Here is a 24,487-nt window from a genome sequence, read left to right on the forward strand (position 1 = left end):
ACTACGCCTGCTTCTTCAGCCATTCCGGAAACGTCGCGGTCTCGTAGCCCTTCTGGCGCACGTAGCGGAACATAGCCAGAAACTCGGTCGGCTCCAGCAGCCCGGGCATGCGCGCGACTTCCCGCGCCTGCTCGCTTTTCGATGCCAGTCCCGCGACGGTCTCCGGAAAGAACTGGATCGTCGGCGTGAAGCGAATGCCATAGGCTTCGCCAAAGGCTTTCTCGCCGCGCTTGCGGCCGTCGAAATCCGTGACCTCACGTGAACCGATATGATTGAGATGCAGTATCTCGAAATTGTCGCGGATATAGGTCTCGATCTTCGGATCGGTCATGTAGCTTTCGTGCATGCGCTTGCAGGCCGGACAGCCCTTGAGCCCCCACATCACAGCGAAGCGCTTGCCCTTGGCGGTCGCGCCCGCCAGATCCTCGGAGAGATCGAGGAAGCTCTCCAGATACCAGTCCATCTGATAGAGCCCGTCATCACCGAGCGTCGCCTTTGCGGATGCCGGTGCAGCGCGTAACCCGACCACGCCGAAACCGATGGCCGCGAGCGCATGCCGTCTGGTGATCACGCCAGTTACCTCAGACATTCGATCCTCCCGAGCCACACATCATCCGATCGTGCCGAAGGCCGGAAAGGTCTCCAGCATCCAACCTGAAATCCGCGGCATGGCACCAGTCAAAAACAGAACACCTGTCAGGACAAGGCCGGCGCCGATCACCTTCTCGATAGCCAGCATATGCTGACGCAGCCGCGCCATCAGCCGCATGAAAGGCCCCGAAAACAGCGAGGCCAGCATGAAGGGAATTCCAATCCCCATCGCATAGGCCGCAAGCAGAAGTGCGCCCTGCGCCGGCGCACCTTCCGCGCCTGCGACCATCAGAATGGCGGCCAGCACCGGACCAACGCATGGCGTCCAGCCGAAGGCGAAGGCGAGGCCGACCAGATAGGCGCCAAGAAAGCCCGCCGGTCTGCGCACCGCCTGAAAGCGCGCTTCGCGAAACAACAGCCCGATCCGGAAGACGCCGAGAAAGTGAAGTCCGAGAATGACGATCAGCAGACCGGCGATGACGGCCAGCGTATCGAAATAGGCCGTGATCGCCTTGCCGATCAGCGATGCCGATGCGCCCAAGGCGACGAAGACAGTGGCAAAACCCAGCACGAAAGCGAAGGACAACGCGACCACGCGTCCGTTCGGTCGCCAGCCGGCCTGACCACCGCGATCGTCGAGTTCGTCCAGACTGACGCCTGCCAGAAAGCAGAGATAGGGCGGCACCAGCGGCAGAACGCAGGGCGACAAGAACGACAACAGCCCTGCGCCCAGCGCACCAAGGAACGAGATTGAGGACACCACGGCGGATCCGGTTCTGGCATAAATATTCGAATTCGTGTATATGTAGCACATGACGTGGAAATTGCCTCTGAAAACCTCGTTGATCGCAACATTGTTGGTGATGACTGCGGCGCTGTCGCCGAGCATCGCTGATGCGTCCGAACTACTGATGTTCGAGCGCGATGGCTGCGTCTGGTGCGCGCGCTGGAATCGCGAGATCGCGCCGGTCTATGACAGGACCGACGAAGCCAAGCTTCTTCCGCTGCGCCGCATCGATATGGATCGCGACAAGTCGCCCGGCGTCGCACTGGCGTCGCCGGTGCGTTTCACGCCGACCTTTCTGATCGTGGACAATAACGGCCGCGAGATCGGCCGCATCACCGGTTACATGAACGACGAATCTTTCTGGAGCCTGCTCGGGAAGTATGCTGCCAGACTGACCAACTCACAGCCCAACGCCAATCGTTCCTGATCCTCTTCAAACATTCGCGGGACACGCACGCTGCCATGGCTTCTATCATCCCATCCGAACTCGAAGACGAACTGCGCGACGGTGCGGAGTATTCCCCCGAACTCGACCAGTTGATGCGCAAGGCCCGCAAGGCCAGCAATTTCCTGAAAGCGATCTCGCACGAAAACCGCCTGCTCCTGCTGTGCCTTTTGGCTGAGCGCGAACGGTCGGTGTCCGAACTGGAGAACATCCTGTCGCTGCGGCAGTCAGCCGTGTCCCAGCAACTCGCGCGTCTGCGCTACGACGGCATGGTGGAGACCCGCCGCGACGGCAAGACGATCTATTACAGCCTGGCCAATGACGATGTGCGAAGCGTCATCTCGGTCATCTACGATATTTTCTGCGCCACGCCGGCGCCGACCAAGAAAAAATAACGCCGCCGATCTGGCAGGCGGAGGCGCGCGGCCCGTAAGGCCAGCGCACCTCACATCAGGAGGAAACCCATGCAGAACATGTCTGCCTGGTTATCCGCGCTGGCTGGATTTGCCATCGGCGCTGCTGCAGGGTTTGCCGTACGACGCGCGCGGCTTTGCACATTTGGCGCGATTGAAGATGCGTTGATGGGCGGTGACAATCGCCGCCTGAAGATCTTTGGGCTGGCGCTGGGTATCGCCGTGCTCGGCACGCAGGCGCTGATCCTGTCCGGCTTTCTCGCGCCCGAACACACCACTTACGTTCCCATTGCATTGCCCCTCATTGCGATCGTCATCGGCAGCATCATGTTCGGCACCGGCATGGCGATGGTCGGCACGTGCGGCTTCGGCTCGCTGGTCCGGCTCGGCACCGGCGATCTCAGGAGCCTGATCGTGATCCTCGTGCTGGGCGCGACGGCCTATGCCACTCTGCGCGGACTGTTCGCCGATCTCCGCATTGGCGTGCTTGAGCAGCTAGCGATCCGCATGCCGGACGGCATACGCTCCGACTTTGCATCGCTGCTGACGCAAGCGACCGGCCGCGATCTGCGCGTGCCGCTCGCCATCATTGTCGGCAGCGGCCTTTGTTGGCTGGCACTCAGCGACAAACGCCTGCGCCGCGCGCCGCGCCTGCTCACTGCCGGTATCGCACTCGGATTACTCACGATTGCCGGCTGGATTGTCACGGTGGAATTGAACGACGATTTCGCGGGTCCGCCGCGCCCGCAAAGCCTGACATTCGTGTCGACCATCGGAAAAGCACTGTATGCCGGGGTCCTGAATGTCGCGAACTTCGCCGATTTCGGCGTCGGCAGCGTGTTCGGCGTCATTGCCGGTGCATTGGCTGCAGCGTGGTTCGCGGCTGAACTCCGATGGGAAGCCTTCGACGACGATCACGAAATGCGCCGTCATCTTATCGGCGCGTGCCTGATGGGTGTCGGCGGCATTCTGGCGGGCGGCTGCACCATCGGTCAGGGCATCACCGCGGGATCGATGCTGGCGCTGTCCTGGCCGATTGCCGTCGGCGGCATGATACTTGGCGCACGCATCGGCATTGCGATCCTGGTCGATGGCTCGCCACGCGACCTCATTCAGCGCAACTGGATGCTGCTGGCGCGGAAAGCGCCACCGTCCAAGTAGTCATAGCGTTTTCGAGCGAAGTGGAGACCGGTTCGCGTCAAGAAAACGCGTCAAAAAAAGCGAATCTTCAAGGCTTGAGGTAGCTCCAGCCGGCTTCCTGCAACTCAATCAGCCGAACCGCGCCCGATGGCACCACCGTCGCCTCGGATACGACACTGATAGCCTTGCCCTCGCGCTTCTCCATGCCCTCTTTGGTATTTCCGCAGGCGATGAATTTGACGCTGGACGGAAAGCTGGCATCGACGATCTGCTTGATGCGGTCCTTCACCGGCGAGGTGTCGTCGCGCAGCATGTGCAGACCTGGCCCATAAGTGACGATCTCGATCTGAACGTCCTCGCCCTTCGCCTTGTAGAATTCCATGACGTTTGTCGCGTTGTTCAAGGCCAGATTCATCAGGGCCGGATCGTTCTGATTGACCTGAATGGCGACGCGATGCTCCTTCGCGCCTGCTGCGTAAGCGGACAACGCGATCAGCGACAACAGGACGGCTCCGGCAATCGATCTCAACAATGATCGCATCTCGAAATTCCTTTTCAGGGACGTATAATTTCAGGGACGCACGATCGTGAAACCGCGCTCGGTCAAATCCAGCAAATGGCCGACGCCGACCTGCACTTCCACCGCATGCGGATTGATCGCCGGGCGCTTGCCGGTGTCGCGTTCGATCGTGTCCAGCGTGTTGCCGCAGACGCTGAAGCGCACGCCCTGGGTCACCAGACTATCGACCAGCGCACGATGTTCGTTGGTGTCGCGGAGCAGATCGACGCCGGGGCCGAAGGTGACCACCTCGACCGCCACCTTGTCCGGCCCATAGGCTTTCAGGAGATTGCTGGCGACGCTGAGAACGAGGCGTTCTTTCTTCGGATCGGAATCGGACAGCTGCAAGGCGATGAAATGCTCGGCGAAGGGCTTGTCAGGCGCGGCGGCGTCCTGCTTCGCGGGCCGTGTCTGCGCAGTGACCGGGCCCGTTGCAAATGACGTCAGCGCAAGGATCGACAGAAAGAAAAACAGTCCTCGCTTATTCATTGCGCACAAAACCTCTGACGATCAGGGGATTGATTAGCAATCGCCCTGCGCCAGCGCAATCAAACTAACGAAGCGGACTAGAGAGGATTTATTGCGTCGCAAACACAGGACGCAGTGCCAGGCCGCGGATCGCAACTGCAGCGCCCGCAAAGATACCAGCGGCCGCGACGAAGGATGGCAGCGCGAGCGTGGACACACCTGTCAGCCCCTGCCCGATCGAGCAGCCATAAGCCATCGCGCCGCCGATCCCCATCAGCGCCGCGCCGGCCATAGAGCGGCCGGTATGACGCGCAGAGGTGTAGCCCTCGAATTCAAACCGGCCTGTCAGCAGCGCGGTCAACAGACTGCCGACGAACACACCCGCCACCAGCGCGATGCCGAAATTCAGCGTCATGCCCGTCGACAGCATGATGAATTGCAGCGTATCGGCAGCCGGCGACACGAATGTCAGCGACGCCACCGGAATCGGATCGAACTCATCGGCACCAAGCCAACCGGTTGTCAGCCAGCCGGCGATCACCAGGAGGCCCATCACGAGACCCGCCGCGAGTTGCCCCGGCGAACGGCGGAACGCACGATGCGACAGCGCAAATACCAACAGCGCAACGCCGACAATCAAAGTTGCTACGACGCGCGCCGTTGCGTCAGGCAGGCCGAGCGTTCCGAACAGCGACGGGAGAGAATTCACCCCAGGCGTCGTCTGCGTCCATTGCAGGATCGACAGCCGCATCGGCGCGAGCAAGCCCTTCAAGGTCATCTGCGCCGTGACGCCGATGATCGCGATCACGACCAGCGATCTCAGATTTCCTTTGCCCAGCAACACCAGTGCACGGGACGCGCAGCCGTTCGACAGCACCATGCCCAAGCCGAACAACAGGCCGCCGACGAAGATCAAAGGCGCCGAGAATGACGGCTGCAGATAAAGCGACTTGGCGATCTCGACGATCCCAGCGCCGGCAATGAATTGTGTGCCAACAACCGCCACGGCAACCGCCAGCGCATAGCTGCGGATCTTGCGTCCATCGTCATGCGCCCACCAGTCGCGCAGGCTGCTCATGAGGCAGAAACCGCTCAGCAGACCGACCACGCCGAAAACGGCGCCAATCGCAAAACCCGCGACAACCGGGAACGCAAACATCGAATGATCCGAACGTGATTTTGAGGTGATGACGCCGGATTACTACTGGCAGTTTCAGAAGCGGTCCAGTTGACGCATGATTTAAGGAGGAAGTTCTACGGATTCTGAAAAATAGGAAACATAATTCCATCAGATCGCAGAACGCGATGCAGAATGACTATCGCTCTATGAGCAATAGAGATCGCATTTTCGGCCCGCCGGAGTCTTGGTCGTGGAGGACGACAATAGATAACCGGCGAAACAATGTCAGGGATCTGCGGAACAAGGTGTCCAAGTATCGCGCTCTGGCGCGCGGGGTCACTGACGCAGAAATCCAACGTCAGATACTGCAGCTCACCGACGAGCTGGAACAACAAGCGCGTGACATTGAGCGAAGGAAATAACGGGGCAGCAGCGTTAGCGCGCGGACGACGCGACGATGTCAGCGAAGCGCGTGCGCGAACCGTAGATCCTCTTTTCGGCGAAATAAACATCCTTGAGGGCGTCATGGAAAAGGTCGGCGAGCAGCTTGGGCTTTTTGGCCATCGGTTTCTCCAATAAAAAGCCCCGCTGATGCAGGGGCCTCACATTCTCTGGTTGGGATTACTCACGCCCGAAAAGTCGCCCTGGGGATTTATGTTCCAGCGAGGCGGCGCCAAGCAAAAGGAGGCCTCGATCAGCCAACCCGAAGGTTTTCTGCCGACGTCTTGCCACGGTTAGCCACCTCCTCGAAACTGACCTTGGCCCCTTCATTCAAAGTGCTCAGTCCCGCTTTCTCGACAGCCGAGATATGAACAAAGACGTCTTTGCTGCCATCATCCGGCTGGATAAAGCCGAAGCCCTTCGTCGCGTTGAACCATTTTACTACGCCAGTCGTCACTTCAGTTCTCCCGGTTGTCTCTGGAAATACAGCAGCGCTCTATTCCGCGACGAGTCAATCGAGCAAACCTTGCTTCTCGCAGTGGGATACAGGAACCGCTGTCGGGGCAAACGGTGGACAGTCATCCGTCCGCACTGCCGTGATGTGACAGCGGTTTTGGGCAACATAATCTCCGGGAAGCCCAACTGACGTGCTATTGTCATCGGAGCCCCGTGCGGGCGGAGGACGAAACCATGGCCAAAGGCGAACAACGAAACAACCGGGAAGCAAAGAAGCCCAAGAAGGACAAGGCCAAGACGATCGCCGCAGCTCCGACGATGAAGGGCCTGATGCACCCCGAAGCGGAAAAGCCCAGAAAGAAATAGTCCAACAAAGCGCCTCGCTAGCAGAGTTGCGGGAGGTCATGTCAGAGCGTCGGAACATCAGTATCTATCCGGGATCAGCTTGTGCGTTCGGTGCTGCTGCCCCTCTTCTTGGCTCTTCCTATGCTTGACGCCATCGTTGTTCAGTCGCGCGCTAAATCACCTCCGGTCAGAACGCGTCATAATCTGCGTGACGCCAAATCCTCGATTGAACGGAAGCAGATCTTGCACGATCTCAACTTGAGGGGAGCTCTCAATGTCGGAGCTGGAATTCAGTGCCGTGAATGACCTTCAACACACGCCGCACCACGCCAGATGTAACGAGCAGTCCGAATATGATGCTGCGGTCGAGGTTGCTGCGAAGGCAATCAGAAAGACCTGGGATACGATGGGCGACATGCCATCACCGCTTTACGAAGATGAAGCGCGGCTACTCGGTAGAGCAGCACTCGATGCCATTATCGCTTCGCAACCAGTTACTCGAACGACCACATGACCTCCATCAGGCCGGCAGACACGCAGCATCTGACGACGGCCTTTCCATGAACGGCGCGCGTGCTGCTCGGTACAGACGTTTGGCAGCCGCCCAAAGCAGGCCTGAGGTGTACCGGCGACTTATGCTTCTTGCCGACGAAGCCGCGGCACGTAGTCATCGCGTCGGATCACATCAGCTCAATTTCTTCGACCAATGACAGGACATGAACCGTTGAATTGGCAACCTATAGACACCGCACCAATAGACGGAACGCCCATATTTCTGGCTGGCGGCTACGATGACAATTCGGATCATGCCATGGAATCCGAGGCAGAAAAAATGCGAATTGCCTGCCGCGCATGGTGGAACGACGGCGACTGGATTATTACCCTGGCTGAAGCAGGATGCGTCAACGTCACCCGAACTGCCCCCAACGCACTGGGCCCCTATTGAAGAACCGCGCTAACCCAGCAAGATCGGATTGCCTTGAGGGCAAGACCGCGTTGCGGCACTTTTAAATATCAGTCAAACAGAGGCTCAGAGTAGAATCCGGCTGCCAGGACCTCGAAAAGCGCCGCGTTTCCATCATACCGAGCCTTCCATCGCGTACTGCTAAAGCCACTGTTGAACAGGTCACCATTGTCCTGCACCTGCCATTCCCAGAAAAGCAACGGATGTGGAGTGACGATGACTTCCAGGTTTGGTTGGCGATACATAGCCACCATGTCGAGCCTCACTTTCGAAACAGCATTTACAAAAGGTCGCTTCCTGCCTGTTTATCTGAAGGTGCCGCGCCCCGTTCTGCGGCGGCCGGTGTTCTTGACAGACGACGGGCCGAGCGCCTCTCATTCTGCAGTGATGATGACACCACCGAACCAGCCATCGATGACATTCACCATGCGCTCCTGAGTCGTCGCGTCAATCCAATTTACAGCGGGTCTTCAGACAATCCTTCGGCCATACATCCGTGCCCGGATTGACGTCGCTGATTGTCCGCCATCCATCCTGCGAGGCTAAACACGATGCGCGTCGCGATGTTAGCACCTATATCCTGGCGAACTCCTCCCCGGCACTACGGCCCGTGGGAACTCGTGACGAGCTTGCTTACGGAAGCGCTGCTCGTGCGGGGAGTTGACGTCACACTGTTTGCCACCAAGGACAGTTTGACGTCGGGAAATCTCGCCGGTGTCGTCCCGGCACCATACTCTGAAGACTCGTCGCTCGATGCCAAGACGTGGGAACTCCTGCATGTTGCGAATGTCTTTGAGCGGGCCGGCGAATTCGACATCATCCACAATCAGGCAGATTTTGTACCGCTGGGTTTCTCTCGCCTTGTAGACACGCCGATCGTCACAACCATTCACGGCTTTTCATCAGCCCGTATCATTCCGGTTTTCAAGGAATACGAAGATCGTGTCCATTACGTCGCAATAAGCGATGCCAATCGCCATCCCGACCTTCGCTACGCGGCAACGATTTACCACGGCATTCCGATCGACGAGTTTCCATTCGATCCGCTTGGCAGTAATGACCTTCTATTCTTCGGTCGCATTCATCCCGATAAAGGGGCTGCGGAAGCGATAGCAACTGCCGAAGCGGTTGGCCGCCACCTCATCATGGCCGGTATCGTTCAGGATGCGGACTATCACCGACGTCATGTGGCGCCAGCACTGGGGCGGTCCGCGACTTATCTCGGTCCGGTCGGAGGTCTGGAGCGGACTCGCGTTCTGGGGTCCGCGCGGGCATTGCTTCACCTGATCAATTTCGATGAGCCATTCGGGCTATCAGTCGTCGAGGCACTTGCCTGCGGAACACCCGTGATCGCGCGCAACCGCGGATCGATGCCCGAATTGATCACAGATGGCGTAACAGGTTTCCTGGTCAATAGTGCCATCGAAGCCGCAGAAGCGGTTGAGCGCATTGACGAACTGGATAGACACGCCTGCCGGGCGGCTGTTTCCGAGCACTTTACCGTCGATAGAATGGCAGATCGCTACCTGGCTCTGTACCAATCTATCCTGGGGTAACCGACAGCAAACAGGCCAACCGGCCGCTGATCGAGAAACTGACGCGCGATCAGATAGAACTGGCTACGGCCAACGACGGTCAGTTGTCTAATTTTATAGACAAATTGCCGGCGGCTGCTTTATTGTTTTCGAAACTTTCTGAGCAATAACGGAGCGTTCTTCGGTCGTGGCCTACTGCATCTATGGGACCCCTCAGAGGCGGCCGGAGAAGGTGTTCTACGGTACTGTGCAGACCCTTGAGCAGGCGGCCAGCGAACTTCGGAAGCTCCGCGACGCTGGCGTCGCTGACGTCTACGCGATTGGCTACGATCCTGAGACGGCGAACATGCGGAAGCCGCCATCGGCCGCGGCTTCAAACTAGGCCAGTGCAAGCCCGCTGCGCGAAGCGAACAAACACCGAAAATCGGATTGCTTACAGGCCGCCGCCCCGCAGGGCCAATTCGTCAGCGATTTGAAAATGGTGGGGGAAGAAGGACTCGAACCTTCGAAGTCATAAGACGGCTGATTTACAGTCAGCTCCCTTTGCCACTCGGGACACTCCCCCGCCTGACGCCATCGGACCCAAGCCCAACAAGACCTTGGCCCAACACGGCAGTCCCACCAAATCAGTGGCTGGACGGCCATGGATGACGTTAAAACGCGCGCCCGTAAACGGGCTCCCGGTTGGCGCGTTTATGACGGAAGCCATGGGGCAAAGTCAACCGACCAGGGCCGGAATATCCGCCCTGTCCGAACCTCTTTCCGGGGCCCCAAATTGCCATTATTCGGCCCCCGTGAGACAAGCCGTGCATGAGCGATCGAGAGCGAAAACAGCGATTCCAGCGCGGCCCCGACAAGGGGCGCGACGGCCACGGCGGCCAAAGCCGCGACAAAACCCGGGATAAACCCCGCGATCAGGGCCGAGATCACGGACGGCGCCCGCCCCGGCGCGGCCGGGAATCCGGCGGCGGCGATGGTCCGGCCATCCTTTATGGCTGGCATACCGTCACCATGGCGCTGGCCAATCCGCAGCGGAAAATCCTCAAGCTGATTCTGACCGAGAACGCCGCCCGGCGCCTTGCGGAGGAGAAGATCGATACTCGGGTGGCACCGGTCCTGGTCCGTCCGGACGAGATCGACCGCCGGCTGGGGCCCGATGCCGTGCATCAGGGCCTGCTGGCCGAGGTCGAGCCGCTGGAATCGCCGGATCTGGACAGCCTATCGCAAGACGGCATCGTGCTGGTGCTCGACCAGATCACCGATCCGCATAATGTCGGCGCCATCCTGCGTTCCGCCGCGGCCTTTGCGGTCAAAGCGATCATCACCACGGCGCGGCACAGCCCGGAAGCCACCGGTGTCCTCGCGAAATCCGCCTCGGGCGCACTGGAACTGGTGCCGATGATCACGGTGCCCAATCTGGCGCGGGCGCTGAACGAATTGAACGACCTCGGTTTCATGACCGTCGGTCTCGACAGCGAGGGCAGCGAAAACATCAGCGCGATCCCGCTGCAACAGCCGCTGGCACTGGTGCTCGGCGCCGAAGGCAGCGGATTGCGACGGCTGACGCGAGAGACCTGCAGTGTCGTCGCGCGGCTCGACATGCCCGGCGAGATCAAGAGCCTCAATGTGTCGAACGCTGCCGTGCTTGCGCTCTATGTCGGCGCGAGCAAGCTCGGCCTGATGGGCTAGATCCGCAGGCAACAAAAAAGCCCGCTCGCATCGCTGCGAGCGGGCTTTTTCTTTGCGTTCAAATCAGTGCAGATCAGTACGCGCGGCGATGCTGCTGCGACTGGTGATAACCACGCTGCGGTCCTGCGGCGCGCGGCGCATACATCACCTTCGGCGCGCCATAGCGATGCGCCTGATGATAACCGGTGCGCGACACGTAGCTGCGCTGCGTAGTGCCGTAACGCGTGCGCGGCTGCATGCTGTAGCCGTAACGATAGCTTGGGCGCGCACGATACTGGCTGCGCGACGGATAGCTGTAGATCGCCGGCGCGCGATAGGCCGGACCATAGGAGTAGTTCACCGGATTGGCATAGGGGCCGCCGTAATAGCCGCGACGATAGCCGTAACCGTAACCTTGACCGTAACCCTGGCCATAGCCGCGCCAGCCGATCGCGGTTTCCTGATAGGTCGGAACCGGCGCGAACATGCCCGGGCCGCTGAAGGTCGGGCCCTGATTGGCGTAATAATACTGACGCGTCACCGGCGTCGGATCGGGCAGCCGCTCATAGGCGGCCACGCCGGCGTAACCGTAACCGGCGCTATAGCCCTGTCCGCAGGGGCTGACATAGACCTGGCCGCAAGGCGAACAGCCGTTTGAGGTGAACAGGCCGCCGCCGCAGGCCATTGCAGGCGCAGCGCCGGCAGTGGCGGTGACAACGGCAAATGCCGCAACCCATTTCGAAATCGCGTTACGCATGAATACTCTCTCCTGTCGGGTGTCTTTTTTTGGTGTTGGTGATTGATCGGTCAGCGCCGGAATTCCGGCGGTGCGACGATGACCTCAGGTGGATTGAACGGCACTTCATTTTGCCGCTCCATCGGCGCAGATCTCGCCGACCAGCTTTCGTGGAAACTCTCGGCCGGCTGCGGCAATTTGCGATTGGCCGGCGGCTCGATTTCCAGACGCCCGTAGCCGGGCTTGTGGCCGAGGCTCGGATAGTAGTGGCCGACATTCGGCACCGGATCGACGTAACGACCGCCAAAGACTGTCGGTTGAATATGAATGCCGCGCTGCAAGCCCCAATCGCCTTCGATCACGCGATAGGACGCATCGACGCCATTGATGATGATCGGCACGCCGGGACGACCGGGCACGACGATGTTGAAACCATCGGCGGCTGCAGCCGGAAGCGTGGTCGCAATCACAAAAAGCAGTGCTGAAAGGGTTCGCATGGCCATGTCCTGCATCTCGGCGGTACGATATTCGAACGCCTGGCAGGATGGGTTAAGGGCGCGGTCTAAACTGCCGGTAAGCCTAACGCGCAAGCATCAGGCGAAGTTCAAATGCGCTGGATCGCAGCGTGGATTCGTTAACGCAACGCGCTCGCACGGCGATCCGATCCCGGTCGAAAGGCGTTAAGCCCGCGCCGCGCACATCTTGCGTATCGCCGTCGCAACGTGATCTGATCCCTTCAGCCGTTGTCGCAGACATCTGCAGTCGTCATGTCCGGAGAGCCCCGATGAAGTTCCTCAGTGCAGCCATCATCCTGTCGACGCTGGTCGCGACTCCCGCTTTCGCGCGCCACTGGAAGCATCATCACAGCGCCGAGACCTTCGTCTTTGCCGCACCCGGCCAGCCCTACCGGATCCAGTTCGGGCACAATTACGGTCCGGGTCTGCAGCCGGGCACCTTCGCCTATTACGACGGCGCCCTCGCCGCCCGCTGCAAGCAATCGGCCGCGGCCTATCGCGGCCAGGACGGCCGGGCGTATCCCTGCTTCTGACCGAGGTTCCACAGGCCGGTTGACGGGTGGGCGATTGGCCGCTGCGATCGAACTACTCAACCTCCGCCGCGTTGCCGCGTCGGAGGTGGCACATGCCCTACGCGCTATTCGAAGACGACCAGAAGCTCAGCCAGGAATTCCCGACCGAGGAGGACGTCTGGCAACATGCCGACGAAGCCGGACTCGTTGACGTTGTGGACGGCAAGACGGTGCTGGAGGACGGCTACACTATTCAGCCGTGCAGCACCGAAGAGGACACGGGCAAGCCGATCGCGGTACCGCCAGCAGTGACCTAGGAACGACTCTCACAATCCTTGGTTGGAAGACTGAGCGTCCTGAGCGCAGGATGGACGTTCCGAAAGTCCTGCCACCTCTCTAAGGGTGGTGGGGCTTTTGCTGTCGTAGCCATTGGTATGCAGTAGCCGCACAAACTCATCCATGGACGCGTTCAGTCGCCTGGCGCGCTCTTCAGATTCGGGCGTTGAGGTGCTGCCGAAAAGCCGGGTGATGGATTCGCGAAAAGTCATGCGATTCCCCTTACTCATTGAGACGCGCTTAAGTCGCGCGAACGGCAAAATGGTTCAATTCGCCGCGGGGCTTATTTAACAGTTTAACACACACTCCGCTTGACGGCGAATCACATGAAGGATTCTCTATCCCCGTTCAGGGAGGCGGAGATGGAAGACCACTTCACTCACCAGTATTTCAGCCGGCAGTGCTTCGAGCGACATCACGCACGCGAGGTTTTGGAGCGCGCCCTCTGCGCAGGCGCCCTACTCTTCGGCCTGACGGCCTCGTTCGCAGCCTGTCTGTTTATTTGACGCCCGTTCGCCTTCGGCGAACCTCCCACAGCCAGCCGCCCAAAGGCGTCAGCAGGCCGCTTGGAGACGCATTGGCGCCGACACGACAACGGAGCCAGATTCTGCACTGTGCCCCGTTAGGCTTAACCCGCTGACGCGCTTGCACTAACGTCGCTCAATCTAAATGATGACGCCATGAGTTGGGTCGAAGAGCGCGATCGTTTAATCGCGGAGACATTGGCATTTGTAAAAGAGGTCTCGGGCAACCAGCCCGAGCTGGCCGCGAGGTTGACCGTTGCGGTAGACGCCGAGATGAAAGCTGCTGAAAATCCGAAGCAGATCGTCCCGGAACCTGCGCAGCCGATGAAGCTGACTGATCTCCGGGAAGACATCCGGAATCGCGTGGCATCATTCAAGGCACGGCAGCAGGAAATGCAGGACAAGCGGGAGGCCGATTATCAAGAGGTCATCGCAAAAGTCCGGGCTGCCTTGGAACAACGTTCATAGGTCTACCCCACCGATGCGAGCCGGTGCGAAAAGACCGTTTTGGCCAAGTTATTGAAATGGTGGTGCCGGTTGAGCGATTTGCGCGCTTTAGCCGACAACAACCTATTGAAATTATTAGCCTCGGCATTTGGTCCGAACCCTCACTGCGTACAGCTCGGACCAAGAAACAGCCTCACGCTACTTGAATACCTTCGCGGTCGGCCACTTGCCTGATGCCGACAACTATCTGCCAGCCAGTCTCCGCAAAGCATCCTCTGAAATAATGGCCTGTGAGGATTTGCCGCTCTCACGCTCATCGACTCCGACATTTCTAAAGTCTTGCCTGCGGCATACTAAAAAAACCTCCACGCCGACGCTGCATGTCTTTCATGAGCGATGCCTATTGATCTATCGAGCAAATCTTCAACGCAAAAGCTACATATCTGGCTGCGCGCAACTATAGCTGAATGCAAACCTTATCGTTTCATTCAACCTCGCTGCGAGCCAAAGCGTTTCTCGCCGTACAGTTTCGTGACTAGCGAAGGAGTTAGTTGTACGCGACTGTCAGGCGAAAAGAAGCACTCACGTTGATATCATCAGACCATCATTCAGAGACCTGACGATCTGGAATAGATGCGTTAGCGACGGCGATGAATTCACAATCGAGCCTTTCGCGGCATATCTTCACGAGGGAAAGGAGCTTCCCCCTTTTCTTCGGCAATGGCTCATCGCACTGCTTCGAGGTGATTCCGACCAGCGACATTTCCTCGATTTCAGACGACGAGCAAGACGCCCAAAAACTGCATCGCTCACGACGGGATCTGCAAAAGATGGCGATCTAACGCCGGGACTTCGCGGCTGGCTGGTATCCATGCTACGCAAAGACGCCGAGCGAGTGTTGATACCAAGGACACGTGGCCGTCGAACTGGCTTCACTCAAACAATGGCACTTCTGGAATTCGAATCGCGTTGTTCCGAATTGGCGAACGCGAGAATAACCGAAGACTTTTGCTGCGAACTACTACAACTACTCAACCTGAACCTTGCGCCGATCGAAGATAAGCCTGAAACAGCGATCTATCGCTTTGGTTTCCGGGTCAGAGACGACCGTGGCGAATGGATTAAACCTGTCGTTGAATTTCGGATCGGCAAGCTGCTGAACCAATTTCAGATACAGCATGTTCCCCACTTGGCGACGGTTCTTGTCGGAAGCGACCAAGGGCGACGAGGGCCTCATCCGCTTCCTGCAGCAGTGGTGCGGCTACGCGCTGACCGGCGATACATCTGCGTATCCGCAAAATGGGAAAACAGGCTCGGTCCGCTTTGCGCCAAACGGTCATAGTCGATACATTAGCCCTATGCTGCTCGCTCAGAGATTTTGATCGGTGCATACGCTGTGTAATTAATCATACAGACATGTAGACTCCCGACAACACGACCGGAATCCGTGTTTCTGCCTTTCCGGCTAGTGAACAGCGGCGTCTAGAAGATGTGCATTATCAATGGATGAGGATCGCTGGATTAGGAGCCCGTCAGGCCAGCCGTTGCTATCGTAAATTGAACTCAGATTATCGCTTCCGGTCGCCCTGAAGGGCGCCGCAGAGTTCGCTCGAAGATCGTGCTTTCACCATCAATAAGCGCATGCCCACTCTACTCTCCTGGTCGAAATCGCCAAAGTCGGACATTCGTGGCCGGCTGCAGGAGTTTTAAGCGTCGCAGCTAGACCTTCCGAGGATGCCTTCCAGAAGGACGGCCATCCGTCTGGGTTGGCGAGAGCACCTGGAACGGCACTACTACCTTTGCGAAAGGCAGAGATGATCGTCACTAAGCGGAAGTTACCTGACGTCCCGAAAGACAAACAGGGCCGATATATCGCGACCGCCATCGACGAGATCATCGGAGCATGTCTCTATGCGCCAAACCGCCCCGCATAAGCCGGCTAGCTCAAGGTCTTGAAAGGCACCCTGATCGCATACAGGCCATCGGTCCTTAACAATTAGTGCGTCTTGCTAGCGGGCTTCTTCTCCCACCGCTTTGCTTCCTTGATTGCGACATCTTGCGATAAAGGAATTTCGGAAGAACGGCGCTTATTGCCCCGCAAGAAGACGAACACGGAAGCCAACAGAAATGCGGCTTGCCCGGTGAACATGCAAAGAAGCGTCTTCCAAACAATCTGGCCTTCGACATTAGCTGAGAGTACAATTGCTGAGAAAAGCATCGAGCCAAGTAGCGCAAAAATTGCGATGCCGCTCCGTCCAAGCAGACCGAGCGCAAAGCCAGCCAGCCCGTTGATTATAATCAGCATCATGATGACGCTCATGTCAGCTCTCGCCGCCTAAGCAGAACATTAATGCGTCCCAAGCTAAATTTTGTGAGGCAACTATCGAACTAACGGAACTACACCCAGAGTCCAGAATATTCGATTCCGCGGCGCAAAATCTTGTTAGCATTCGCGGTAGGCGCCCATGTTTTGGACACATGGGACGAGCGTGCATCTGATGCGCGTGATTTCAAAGAATCAGAAGCGAGCTTCCGCAGCCACCCTGTAGTCGGATACGGTCTGCGGGACCGATCGGATAAGAGTGATAAACTTCAGGAAATCAACAGAGGGCGCATTCGAGACGTAGATCATATCTCGATCCCGCATGATGAAATCTGAGATAAGAAAGTAACCGGACGGATCTTCAAGGTCTGCCCGATACACTGTCGGGACAAGCGGGCCGGGATGCAGGCTGACGTCTACGCCCATGCGCTCAAGCGCTTGGCGCGACTCAAATCGATAGAGAAATACGGCTGCCGCTTGCGCGCGGTCATCTTGAAGACCGCCGGCCTTGGCGAGAGCATCTCCGAGAGACATACGATAAGAATCGAACGGGAAGCGACGATCCAGCGGACCCAGAGTCGTTGTCTGGCCGGTAGCACCGAAAGCCAAGAAGTAGCGCGGACGACGGGTAACGGTCACGACGTCACCGGGACGAAGCTGAATATTGTTGTCCGGGCGTTCATTCACAGCAACGAGCAGCGCGCTGTCGATTTTCCCGTCTCTCTGGATCGAGACGAGACTTTCAAACGCCGGTGCCTTTGTGCCGCCCGCCCGGGCAAGCGCTGGCAGCAGCTGGATGCCACCAGGTTCGATCGGAATACGAGCAGGCGTATTCACCTCGCCAAGAACGCTGATGCTGTTGGAGATTCGATCCGCGACCGAAACAAGGACCTGAGGATCTATCGCACGGCCGCTTAGCTTGCTCTTGATCTCAAGCTGCACATCCTGCGGCGACCGGCCCGCAGCCTTGATGGCGCCAGCATAAGGCACGGTGATGTTGCCGGCCAGGTCGACCTGCTGACGTGGCAGCTCCACGGCATTGCCAGGCGCGGCATTGCCCTCGGTCGACGTGAACAAACCGCCGCGCTGCGCCTCATAAATTGTGATGCTGACTACATCGCCGATTCCAAGCGCAACACTTGTCTTCGCACGTCCCCTCATGTTGCTGAAGAGGCGCCCGCCATCCTCAGAGTTCAAATGCGTAACCACCTCGGGGCGGAGGTTAACCACCACATAGCCGACGGTCGAATTGGGGTTACCGACGGTGTCGACCGACTCCTTGAAGACCCTAGCCGATGGAGGACCGCTGGACGGAAGCACCCCGCCCGCACAGCCTCCCAAGAGCAGGCAAACAAATGCCAGCCCCGCCAAGACAGGCCGAGGCCGCGCGCAATTCGAGGAAAGCGTGATCCGTAAACCGCCCTTGGGATTGGTTGGCGTGGACTTATTCATCAAAAGGGCAGCCTTATTGGCAAGAACGCAAACGCATTTCTGAACAATAGCCTGCAGATGCCGTACCAAGGCAGGTCAGACTCGTCCAACCCCTTTGAACTACCAGTGCTTTTTTATTGGGAATGGAGGATTTCAGGCAACATTGGTTAATCGATGATGACCAAAGACGATTAACGAATGCTTATGCGCGGGGTAATCAAAATAACGCACTGATATTATTAGGAATCCTGAGCGCAGTGGTGAAAGATTCCGACGAGCAACAGCGCACCGCGGATTCGCGGGCAATCGAATACGCTCAGTTCATGCGGTGATCTCAAAAGATGCTCTCAGGATGCCGCTTTATTGAGCACAACACCGAGCATCTTCTCGTAGACCATTGGCGCCGTAGACAGCGCGCCAATGACTTCGTCGTAGGAGGTCTTTCTCCACTCCACCACGAAGACGAATTTTTCGATCAGAGGACTAATTGCCCTGGCATCGACCGCTTTGGTCAGCGGCGGCAAATCGATGATGATATAGTCGAAGTTCTCCTTGGCCTTCTTCAGCAACAGATCCATCCCGAGCGACGAGAGTTTCTCCGCCGTGTGGATTGGCCTTTCCTGCGTTATCGCTGGCAGGAATTTCAATCCCGTTTCAGCATCCTGCCAGAAGAATTCATCGGTATCTTCAGGACGTCCGATCGCATCCAGTAGTCCGGTTGCCGCCGTTGGAGCCAGCGCACGCGTCAGGCCGGCATCCCTCAGACCGCCGTCGATCAACAACACATGATTGCCTGCATGCGCCACCAGATGAGCGAGATTAGCAGCAATCGTGGTTGCACCCTCTTCAGGCATCGCTGAAACAACGCCGATGACCTTCGACTTCCCGATCAACCCGGCATGATCAGCAGCGACCCTGATCGTGCGAAGAGTTTCAGCAAAGCGCGAGAAGGGATCATTGATAACATAGCGCGCGATCGACTCGCCTGGGTCGAGGTCACGGGCCGGGGCGTCGATCTTAGGTTGTCCCAGACCTAGGATCTTTGGTCCCGACCTGCGCAATTTCCTCCCCGCTACGAATGGCAAAGCTCCGAAACAAGAAACGCGCAACGTCGACTCAACACTTTCAATCGAACGGAACGTCCGATCGAGTGCCTCGCGTCCAAACGCAGCCGCCGCACCGGCCATCAAGCCAAGCGCACTTGCGATACCAAGAATTATTCCGCCCTTTGGATTGCTCTTCTTTTCTGGCGGCGTCGCAATCGTGATAACGCGCGCTTCCGTGGAAGGAACCGAGGTTTGCTGATTCGACTGCACATACTTTTGGAGGAACGAGTCAAAAATCGCACGATAGCTCAGCGCTGTGCTTTCAAGTTGGCGTAGGGTCACCTGCGCCTTGCGCGTCAGCGCTTCGCCTTTGATCAAGGTATTTACGTTTGCAGTAATCGCTTGCTGACGTAGCAGGGCGATTTGGTAGTCGCTTTTGTTCGCCTCGGCAACGCGGCTTACTTCGTCGGCCATCGACCGCTCGAGGCCAATCATCACGTTTCGCAGGTTGACGGCGGCTCCGTGTTCGCGCCCGTACTTTCTCGACAATTGTGCTTCTTGCTGCTGCATATCGAGATATTGTTGGCGCATTCGGTTGATAACTTCACTTTTCAACGTATCTGCGACCGCGGCGTTGGTAACACCTTCGGTCATGACCACGTTCACACGATCCAGTCGCGCTTTGGCTTCCGCGACCTGCCCTTGGACGAGCACCAATTGCGTGTTCAGTTCGCCTAATTGCTGTTCACTAATGAGGCCCTGCTTGGTGTCGACGATATTGTTCTGCGATTTGAAATCCTGCACGGCGCTTTCAGCAACGAATGACTCCTGCCGAAGCTCTGCAATTCGTTCACGCAACCAGTCGGCCGCTCTCTTCGCCTCACTATACTTTGCTTCCAGTTGACCTGCGATATATGCATCCGAAAACGCATTGGCGATGATGGCAGCCTTCTTGGGGTCGCGGGCACGAAAGCTGATCTCGATGACGTAAGTCAATCCAACCCGAGTGACTGTCAGATTCTCAAGCAGATTATCGACGGCAGCACGCGAAACCCGGCTTTCGCTGGGATCGGACGATTCCGTGAAGAGGCCGACAACAAAACGGATAACAGTCGCCACTGGAGACCCTCCCGGCGAAGTAAAGTCAGGATCGTTGGCAAGATCAAATTTCTTGGCGACAGCAATGGCAACGCCTTCCGACCGCACCACCTCGACCTGGCTCTCGACGGTCATGGCATCCAGAACCCCGTCGGGCGCGCTAGCTTGCTGCGACGACAGGAACTTTGACCTCGTCGCATCCAGCATCATGCGGGCCTTCGACGTGTACAGCTTGGGAGACGTCATATAGACGGTCGCACCAATGCCCCAAGCGAGGACGAGGCAGCCTATCACCAACCAGCGGTTTCGGCGGAATATTGCCAGGAATCCGGACAGGCTCAGACTTCGATCGCCAAAAGGCGGCGCCTGATTGATCTCTTGGTCAACACGAAACGAATTTCGATGCAATTCGAGCACGGCATGCTCCCTTACTCTGACACTACTTCACAATACTGCGCGTCGTAGAAAGCATAGAAAGGCAGTTGGACTCGAAATCTTCTGAGCCGAGCCAAATAGTAAGCAAGGACGGTGCCAGATATCGGCCACGATCTCACTCAGACATCTCCATGCTCGTTCCTTCTTAGATATCCATGGATTTGAACATGCGCTCGGGGATCGCCCGGATAATGAACATGATCCCTCGCCAGACACCCAGCACGTAGAGTACGTCCTTCTTCTTGCGGTGGGCACTGATGATGGAACTGGCAACCTGCTGCGGACTCGCTGTGAGAAACGATGGAAGTGCCATACCCTCGGTCATTCGGGTGGCGACAAATCCAGGTTTGACCGTAAGCACATGAAGTCCGCTCGATCCGAAGCGATTACGCAGACCGGATAAAAACGCAGTAAAACCCGCCTTGGCAGAACCATATGTATAATTCTTCTTGCGTCCCCGGTCTCCCGCGACCGAGCTAATTCCGATGATGCACGCGCCTGGCCGGTCCGCCATGAGATTGGCGAATGCTCCGAGCAATAGGGACGGAGCAACATAATTTACTTGCATGATGTGGTTAGCCGCAGCGGCACTGCTCCATGCGGCCGCTTCGTCGCCGAGAACGCCAGCAACGGAAATGACGGTACCGGGAACCTCCGTTAATTTTCCAAGCAGTGCTTCTCGCTGCCCCTCGTCAAGAATATCAAGCTCCATGAGCTGCGCGTTCGCCTTATATCGATAGAAGAGATCCTTCACGTCGGGCTCCAGCCTGCTGACATCTCGCGCGGCGAGAATGAGCGAAGCGCCCGCCTTGGCATACTCCGCCGCAATCGCGCGTCCGATATCGGACGCTGCACCCACGATCAAAACAGGTGAAGCGATTGTCATTAGATGCCCAGCCGGTCAGAGAGTAAGGAACGCATTTTGCGATCTGGATCGAACCGTTGCCGTATGGCGGTAAATTCGGAGATCCGCGGATATCCACGCTCCAGCATGCGGGCTCCCATCCTGGCATCCTTCGCCAGATAGATCCGCCCCTCGTGATCATCGACGATGCGATCAAGTTCGAGGAGCATGCTGAAAGTTCTTGCTCTAATGGGATAATCGAGAGTCAGCGTGTAGCCCTCCCGTGGAAACGAAAGTGGACTATTCCGCTGTCTGCCACAGAGCTTCAATACGGAGAGAAATGACCCCAGTCCGTAGTCAGAGGCAGTCCGAAGGATCGCACTTATCCCTTCGAAACTGCTCGCGCGCGGAAATGCCACCTGATACTGAACGAATCCCGCGGCCCCGTAGATCCGGTTCCATTCCGCGATACTATCTAGAGGGTAGAAGTAAGGCTGGAAATTGATCAACGAGCGCCCGAATTTGCGCGATCCGACATAGAGTGCATTGAAGGCTGATACGCTAAATCTGTTCAGAGTCATTCCAGGAAGGTCAAATGGCACTTTTCGCCCGTTCGGAAGCTTGGCGGAAAATGGCACAGATGCCCGATCCTTCGGCAATTCCGCCGCCGCTAGATGCTCTCCCGTGAACACAACCGAGCGGCCGAACTTGTCACCCTTTGCCAGGCTATCGATCCATGCGACCGAATACGTTGCAGAAAGCGAGTTCTCCAGCACGTCGAAAGCTTCTCTCAGGTTGTTTGCACGGATCGTTTCCTGAACGATCAGGTCCGTCTCGATGCGCAGCATGCGGAAGGTCGCGCGCAGGATGACGCCGGTCAGTCCCATGCCGCCGATCGTGGCATTGAACAGGTCGACATTCTCATCACCCGCACAGCGCAACGTTCGTCCATCGCTGACCGCGAGTTCAAGGGACTCAACATATTCGCCAAAACTTCCCGCGCCATGATGATTCTTTCCATGGACGTCCGAGGCGATCATGCCTCCCACGGTCACGTATTGCGTGCCCGGCGTAACGGGCGGAAACCAGCCCTGCGGTACGAAGACGTTCAGGATGTCCGCGAGAAGCACTCCCGCCTCGCATGTCAGACGACCCGTCTGGTCGTCGAAAAAAAGAATGCGGTCGCTGCCCTCCATCAGCAGCGTCATCTGCGAATTCAGTGCCGCGTCGCCATAGGCGCGGCCGGCTCCACGAGCGATCAGACTTGTTGTTGAAGCCATTAATTTTATGACATCAGCTTCGCCGCGCGCCTTCCGGGCTGTGCATGGCAGCACAGGATATCGTCCCCATCCCGAAAGCATCATACCGCCGCCTCAAAGACAAATCGCCGATCGAGGTGGTACTTGATGACATAGCCGATCGTAAGTCCGATCACGCCGCCGACCATCAATCCCGTTGTCGTCGGCACGATGAAGAACGCCACGGATTCGGATATCCAGAAGATGGCCGTCGTCACTAGTCCCATCGCCGTATACATCGAGAACTTGCGCGCATGGGAGTTAAGGTCGCGGCTACGGTCCTCGAAGATATAGCGCTTGTCCAGCACGTACTTAATCAGAAGGCCCGCCAGTGTACCGCCGGCGAGTACGACAAGCAGTCGAAACTGGTCCGCGACTCCCTGTTCTACCAACAGCCAGTTTAACGCGTTCTGCGTCCCGAGGTTGGTCGCCATTGCTATGACGCAAAAGACGACATAAGTCGCGATCAGGCTGTGAGTCGATGACTTCATAGGCTGATATACACGACACCGAGACATACCGCTCCTACGCCCAGGCTGACCCGGTCCCGCGCAGCGAACACGATGGGATCATCATCCATCTGTCCGCGATGAGCTTTGAGCAACATCCGGCTCGTCCAGAACAGCAACGCCACGCAAATCAGCAGCAGTCGATGCGGCTTGTTATAGAGGTTTACGACAGCCTCGCTGTTCAGGTAGAGCGCCATCACCAGCGCCGACAAATAGCCGCTGGCAGCGGCCATGGACTCGATCACCGGCAAATCGTCGAGCCGATACCCCCGCCCGCCCGGATCACCACGTCCGCTCTTAACGCGATCGACTAGTTCGCCGGAACGCTTCACGAGGGCGAGGCTGAGGAACAGGAAGATGGAAAATGCTTCCAGCCACTGCGAGATCAGCACGCCGGTCGCCACTGATCCGCCGACCACCCTCGCGGCATACAGGCACGCAAGCGCGATGACGTCCACCAACACTTTGCGCTTGAGCCAAAAAGAATAAAGCGTTGTTAAAACCAGGTAGCCGGCTAGGACGATCGCAAAGACCTTCGGCAGAAACAATGTGAGGGAGAACGCCGCAAGCAACAGGCTCGGCGCCATCACCGCCCCATGGATGATGGGAACGCGCCCTGATGCGAACGGACGATTGCGCTTGCGCGGGTGCTGTCGGTCGGCTCGTAGATCGAGTAGATCATTGAGAATATAGACTGCGGACGCGCACAGGCAAAAACTGATGAAGGCGAGGATCGACCCGAACCAGGTCGTCATCAGGACGTGTCCGGCTATAGCGGGAACAAACACGAGCGCGTTCTTCAGCCATTGATGCGGGCGCAGCGCCGCGATGTAATCGCGAAGGCCCGGCTGGGACCCGACAATCTCCACCACGCCGGGCTGGCCGCCTGAAATCCCGGAGTGCCACGCGCCCCGACCACCCGCGACGATCGCAACGTTGCAGGTGCTCCAGACCTTGAGGTCCGCCCGGCTGTCGCCAACATAGTCGAACTGAGCCCTGCCAAATCGCTCGCACAAGGCATCCGCTTTGGCAGCACCAGACAGGTTGATCGTGCCGTCCGATCCAAGCACACCGTCGAACAGGCCGAGGTGATCGGACAATGCGGATACAAGCTGCGCATCTGCCGCTGACGCGAGATAAATCTTCCGCCCTCGAGCCTTCTCACCGTGAAGGAACGTGATGACCTCTTCCCGCACGGGCATCAGCGAGATATCGATCTCGGCTTCGCTCGCTAGCCGCGCCTTGAAGGCAGCCTTGCCTTTCCGCAACTCCGCCAGTGCCAGCAGCGCTCTCCATGGCTTGCGTGAGAGCAACGCAAGAAATGACTCGACGAGCAAATCTGTCTTCAGGAGCGTTCCGTCGACATCGACAATAAGCGGAACCGACAGACCGGACAACGACGCTTCTGCTAAGCCCATACGCCTTACTCCAGCTCGCCTCACAGTATTTCGGTCGTCTCACATCAACTCGTCTGCATCTCGTCTCACGTCGCGTTAGCCCA

Annotated in this window: 29 protein-coding genes and 1 tRNA gene; 11 read left to right on the top strand and 19 right to left on the bottom strand. The window is 57.9% G+C overall.

The genetic code is table 11. The features are described 5' to 3' along the window. Position 1 precedes the first annotated feature (1 nt). On the bottom strand, positions 2 to 589 hold the full coding sequence (locus SFY93_RS22980; protein WP_320444731.1) for a SoxW family protein: 588 nt from the start codon (positions 587 to 589) through the stop codon (positions 2 to 4). A gap of 21 nt (positions 590 to 610) precedes the next feature. Then, complete coding sequence (locus SFY93_RS22985) at positions 611 to 1,354, bottom strand: cytochrome c biogenesis CcdA family protein (protein WP_320444732.1); 744 nt, start codon at positions 1,352 to 1,354, stop codon at positions 611 to 613. A gap of 79 nt (positions 1,355 to 1,433) precedes the next feature. Between SFY93_RS22985 and SFY93_RS22990 the strand changes: the two genes are divergently transcribed. The 3 genes from SFY93_RS22990 to SFY93_RS23000 all read left to right on the top strand — a co-directional run bounded on the left by SFY93_RS22990 (position 1,434) and on the right by SFY93_RS23000 (position 3,397). Next, a complete protein-coding gene (locus SFY93_RS22990; RefSeq protein WP_320444733.1) occupies positions 1,434 to 1,805 on the top strand; it encodes a thioredoxin fold domain-containing protein in 372 nt (123 codons plus the stop codon). 35 nt (positions 1,806 to 1,840) lie between these two features. After that, entirely contained in the window at positions 1,841 to 2,218 is a 378-nt protein-coding gene (locus SFY93_RS22995; RefSeq protein WP_068731992.1) for an ArsR/SmtB family transcription factor, read from the top strand. Positions 2,219 to 2,287: 69 nt separating this feature from the next. Beyond that, positions 2,288 to 3,397, top strand: coding sequence for a YeeE/YedE family protein (locus tag SFY93_RS23000; RefSeq protein WP_320444734.1), 1,110 nt, complete (start codon positions 2,288 to 2,290; stop codon positions 3,395 to 3,397). Positions 3,398 to 3,464: 67 nt separating this feature from the next. Here SFY93_RS23000 and SFY93_RS23005 read toward each other — a convergent pair whose 3' ends face one another. From SFY93_RS23005 to SFY93_RS23025, 5 genes are all read right to left on the bottom strand, one after another. After that, a complete protein-coding gene (locus SFY93_RS23005; RefSeq protein ID WP_184518027.1) occupies positions 3,465 to 3,917 on the bottom strand; it encodes a DsrE family protein in 453 nt (150 codons plus the stop codon). 30 nt (positions 3,918 to 3,947) lie between these two features. Continuing rightward, entirely contained in the window at positions 3,948 to 4,424 is a 477-nt protein-coding gene (locus SFY93_RS23010; protein WP_320444735.1) for a DsrE family protein, read from the bottom strand. Between the two features lie 88 nt (positions 4,425 to 4,512). Next, on the bottom strand, positions 4,513 to 5,562 hold the full coding sequence (locus SFY93_RS23015; protein WP_320444736.1) for a YeeE/YedE family protein: 1,050 nt from the start codon (positions 5,560 to 5,562) through the stop codon (positions 4,513 to 4,515). A gap of 396 nt (positions 5,563 to 5,958) precedes the next feature. Further along, the gene (locus SFY93_RS23020) at positions 5,959 to 6,087 is read right to left on the bottom strand and encodes a hypothetical protein (protein WP_320444737.1); all 129 of its coding nucleotides are present in this window, start codon (positions 6,085 to 6,087) and stop codon (positions 5,959 to 5,961) included. Between the two features lie 130 nt (positions 6,088 to 6,217). Beyond that, positions 6,218 to 6,421 (bottom strand): cold-shock protein, encoded by a 204-nt coding sequence (locus SFY93_RS23025; protein ID WP_068734860.1) that lies wholly within the window; start codon positions 6,419 to 6,421, stop codon positions 6,218 to 6,220. Positions 6,422 to 6,654: 233 nt separating this feature from the next. Between SFY93_RS23025 and SFY93_RS23030 the strand changes: the two genes are divergently transcribed. The 4 genes from SFY93_RS23030 (at position 6,655) to SFY93_RS23045 (ending at position 9,285) form a co-directional block, all read left to right on the top strand. Further along, positions 6,655 to 6,786, top strand: a complete 132-nt coding sequence (locus tag SFY93_RS23030) for a hypothetical protein (RefSeq protein ID WP_320444738.1) — start codon at positions 6,655 to 6,657, stop codon at positions 6,784 to 6,786. Positions 6,787 to 7,039: 253 nt separating this feature from the next. Then, the gene (locus tag SFY93_RS23035) at positions 7,040 to 7,279 is read left to right on the top strand and encodes a hypothetical protein (RefSeq protein ID WP_320444739.1); all 240 of its coding nucleotides are present in this window, start codon (positions 7,040 to 7,042) and stop codon (positions 7,277 to 7,279) included. Between the two features lie 297 nt (positions 7,280 to 7,576). Then, entirely contained in the window at positions 7,577 to 7,711 is a 135-nt protein-coding gene (locus SFY93_RS23040; RefSeq protein ID WP_320444740.1) for a hypothetical protein, read from the top strand. A gap of 569 nt (positions 7,712 to 8,280) precedes the next feature. Continuing rightward, a complete protein-coding gene (locus tag SFY93_RS23045) occupies positions 8,281 to 9,285 on the top strand; it encodes a glycosyltransferase family 4 protein (protein ID WP_320444741.1) in 1,005 nt (334 codons plus the stop codon). 458 nt (positions 9,286 to 9,743) lie between these two features. Here the strand turns inward: SFY93_RS23045 and SFY93_RS23050 are convergent. Beyond that, a tRNA-Tyr gene (locus tag SFY93_RS23050) sits at positions 9,744 to 9,829 on the bottom strand. A 245-nt stretch (positions 9,830 to 10,074) separates the two neighbouring features. On the opposite strand from SFY93_RS23050, the gene rlmB reads away from it, so the two are divergent. After that, positions 10,075 to 10,953: a 23S rRNA (guanosine(2251)-2'-O)-methyltransferase RlmB gene (gene rlmB, locus SFY93_RS23055; RefSeq protein ID WP_320444742.1), complete on the top strand. Its 879-nt coding sequence runs from the start codon at positions 10,075 to 10,077 to the stop codon at positions 10,951 to 10,953. A 73-nt stretch (positions 10,954 to 11,026) separates the two neighbouring features. Here rlmB and SFY93_RS23060 read toward each other — a convergent pair whose 3' ends face one another. Both SFY93_RS23060 and SFY93_RS23065 read right to left on the bottom strand, forming a co-directional pair. Then, positions 11,027 to 11,689 (bottom strand): hypothetical protein, encoded by a 663-nt coding sequence (locus SFY93_RS23060; protein WP_320444743.1) that lies wholly within the window; start codon positions 11,687 to 11,689, stop codon positions 11,027 to 11,029. A gap of 50 nt (positions 11,690 to 11,739) precedes the next feature. Beyond that, positions 11,740 to 12,165, bottom strand: a complete 426-nt coding sequence (locus SFY93_RS23065; protein WP_320444744.1) for a hypothetical protein — start codon at positions 12,163 to 12,165, stop codon at positions 11,740 to 11,742. A gap of 287 nt (positions 12,166 to 12,452) precedes the next feature. Between SFY93_RS23065 and SFY93_RS23070 the strand changes: the two genes are divergently transcribed. Both SFY93_RS23070 and SFY93_RS23075 read left to right on the top strand, forming a co-directional pair. After that, positions 12,453 to 12,716, top strand: coding sequence for a hypothetical protein (locus SFY93_RS23070; protein WP_320444745.1), 264 nt, complete (start codon positions 12,453 to 12,455; stop codon positions 12,714 to 12,716). 92 nt (positions 12,717 to 12,808) lie between these two features. Further along, on the top strand, positions 12,809 to 13,012 hold the full coding sequence (locus SFY93_RS23075; RefSeq protein WP_089264883.1) for a hypothetical protein: 204 nt from the start codon (positions 12,809 to 12,811) through the stop codon (positions 13,010 to 13,012). 9 nt (positions 13,013 to 13,021) lie between these two features. On the opposite strand, the gene SFY93_RS23080 is transcribed toward SFY93_RS23075, so the two are convergent. Further along, a complete protein-coding gene (locus SFY93_RS23080; RefSeq protein ID WP_320444746.1) occupies positions 13,022 to 13,243 on the bottom strand; it encodes a hypothetical protein in 222 nt (73 codons plus the stop codon). A 468-nt stretch (positions 13,244 to 13,711) separates the two neighbouring features. Between SFY93_RS23080 and SFY93_RS23085 the strand changes: the two genes are divergently transcribed. Continuing rightward, positions 13,712 to 14,023, top strand: coding sequence for a hypothetical protein (locus tag SFY93_RS23085; protein ID WP_320444747.1), 312 nt, complete (start codon positions 13,712 to 13,714; stop codon positions 14,021 to 14,023). 1,006 nt (positions 14,024 to 15,029) lie between these two features. Here the strand turns inward: SFY93_RS23085 and SFY93_RS23090 are convergent. The 8 genes from SFY93_RS23090 to SFY93_RS23125 form a co-directional block, all read right to left on the bottom strand. After that, positions 15,030 to 15,182, bottom strand: coding sequence for a hypothetical protein (locus tag SFY93_RS23090; RefSeq protein WP_320444748.1), 153 nt, complete (start codon positions 15,180 to 15,182; stop codon positions 15,030 to 15,032). Positions 15,183 to 15,998: 816 nt separating this feature from the next. Next, positions 15,999 to 16,322: a hypothetical protein gene (locus SFY93_RS23095; protein WP_320444749.1), complete on the bottom strand. Its 324-nt coding sequence runs from the start codon at positions 16,320 to 16,322 to the stop codon at positions 15,999 to 16,001. Between the two features lie 198 nt (positions 16,323 to 16,520). Continuing rightward, entirely contained in the window at positions 16,521 to 17,846 is a 1,326-nt protein-coding gene (locus SFY93_RS23100) for a polysaccharide biosynthesis/export family protein (RefSeq protein WP_320444750.1), read from the bottom strand. 257 nt (positions 17,847 to 18,103) lie between these two features. Then, positions 18,104 to 20,317, bottom strand: a complete 2,214-nt coding sequence (locus tag SFY93_RS23105) for a Wzz/FepE/Etk N-terminal domain-containing protein (RefSeq protein WP_320444751.1) — start codon at positions 20,315 to 20,317, stop codon at positions 18,104 to 18,106. A 163-nt stretch (positions 20,318 to 20,480) separates the two neighbouring features. Beyond that, a complete protein-coding gene (locus SFY93_RS23110) occupies positions 20,481 to 21,221 on the bottom strand; it encodes an SDR family oxidoreductase (protein WP_320444752.1) in 741 nt (246 codons plus the stop codon). Next, the gene (locus SFY93_RS23115; RefSeq protein ID WP_320444753.1) at positions 21,221 to 22,543 is read right to left on the bottom strand and encodes an FAD-binding protein; all 1,323 of its coding nucleotides are present in this window, start codon (positions 22,541 to 22,543) and stop codon (positions 21,221 to 21,223) included. The genes SFY93_RS23110 and SFY93_RS23115 overlap by 1 nt, the downstream gene beginning before the upstream one ends. Beyond that, positions 22,540 to 22,968, bottom strand: coding sequence for a GtrA family protein (locus SFY93_RS23120; protein WP_320444754.1), 429 nt, complete (start codon positions 22,966 to 22,968; stop codon positions 22,540 to 22,542). The genes SFY93_RS23115 and SFY93_RS23120 overlap by 4 nt, the downstream gene beginning before the upstream one ends. Next, positions 22,965 to 24,404: a UbiA family prenyltransferase gene (locus tag SFY93_RS23125; protein WP_320444755.1), complete on the bottom strand. Its 1,440-nt coding sequence runs from the start codon at positions 24,402 to 24,404 to the stop codon at positions 22,965 to 22,967. Before SFY93_RS23125 ends, SFY93_RS23120 begins: the two co-directional genes overlap by 4 nt. Between the last annotated feature and the right edge of the window lie 83 nt (positions 24,405 to 24,487).

It is taken from the genome of Tardiphaga sp. 42S5 (genome assembly GCF_034044155.1).
GTDB lineage: Bacteria > Pseudomonadota > Alphaproteobacteria > Rhizobiales > Xanthobacteraceae > Tardiphaga > Tardiphaga robiniae.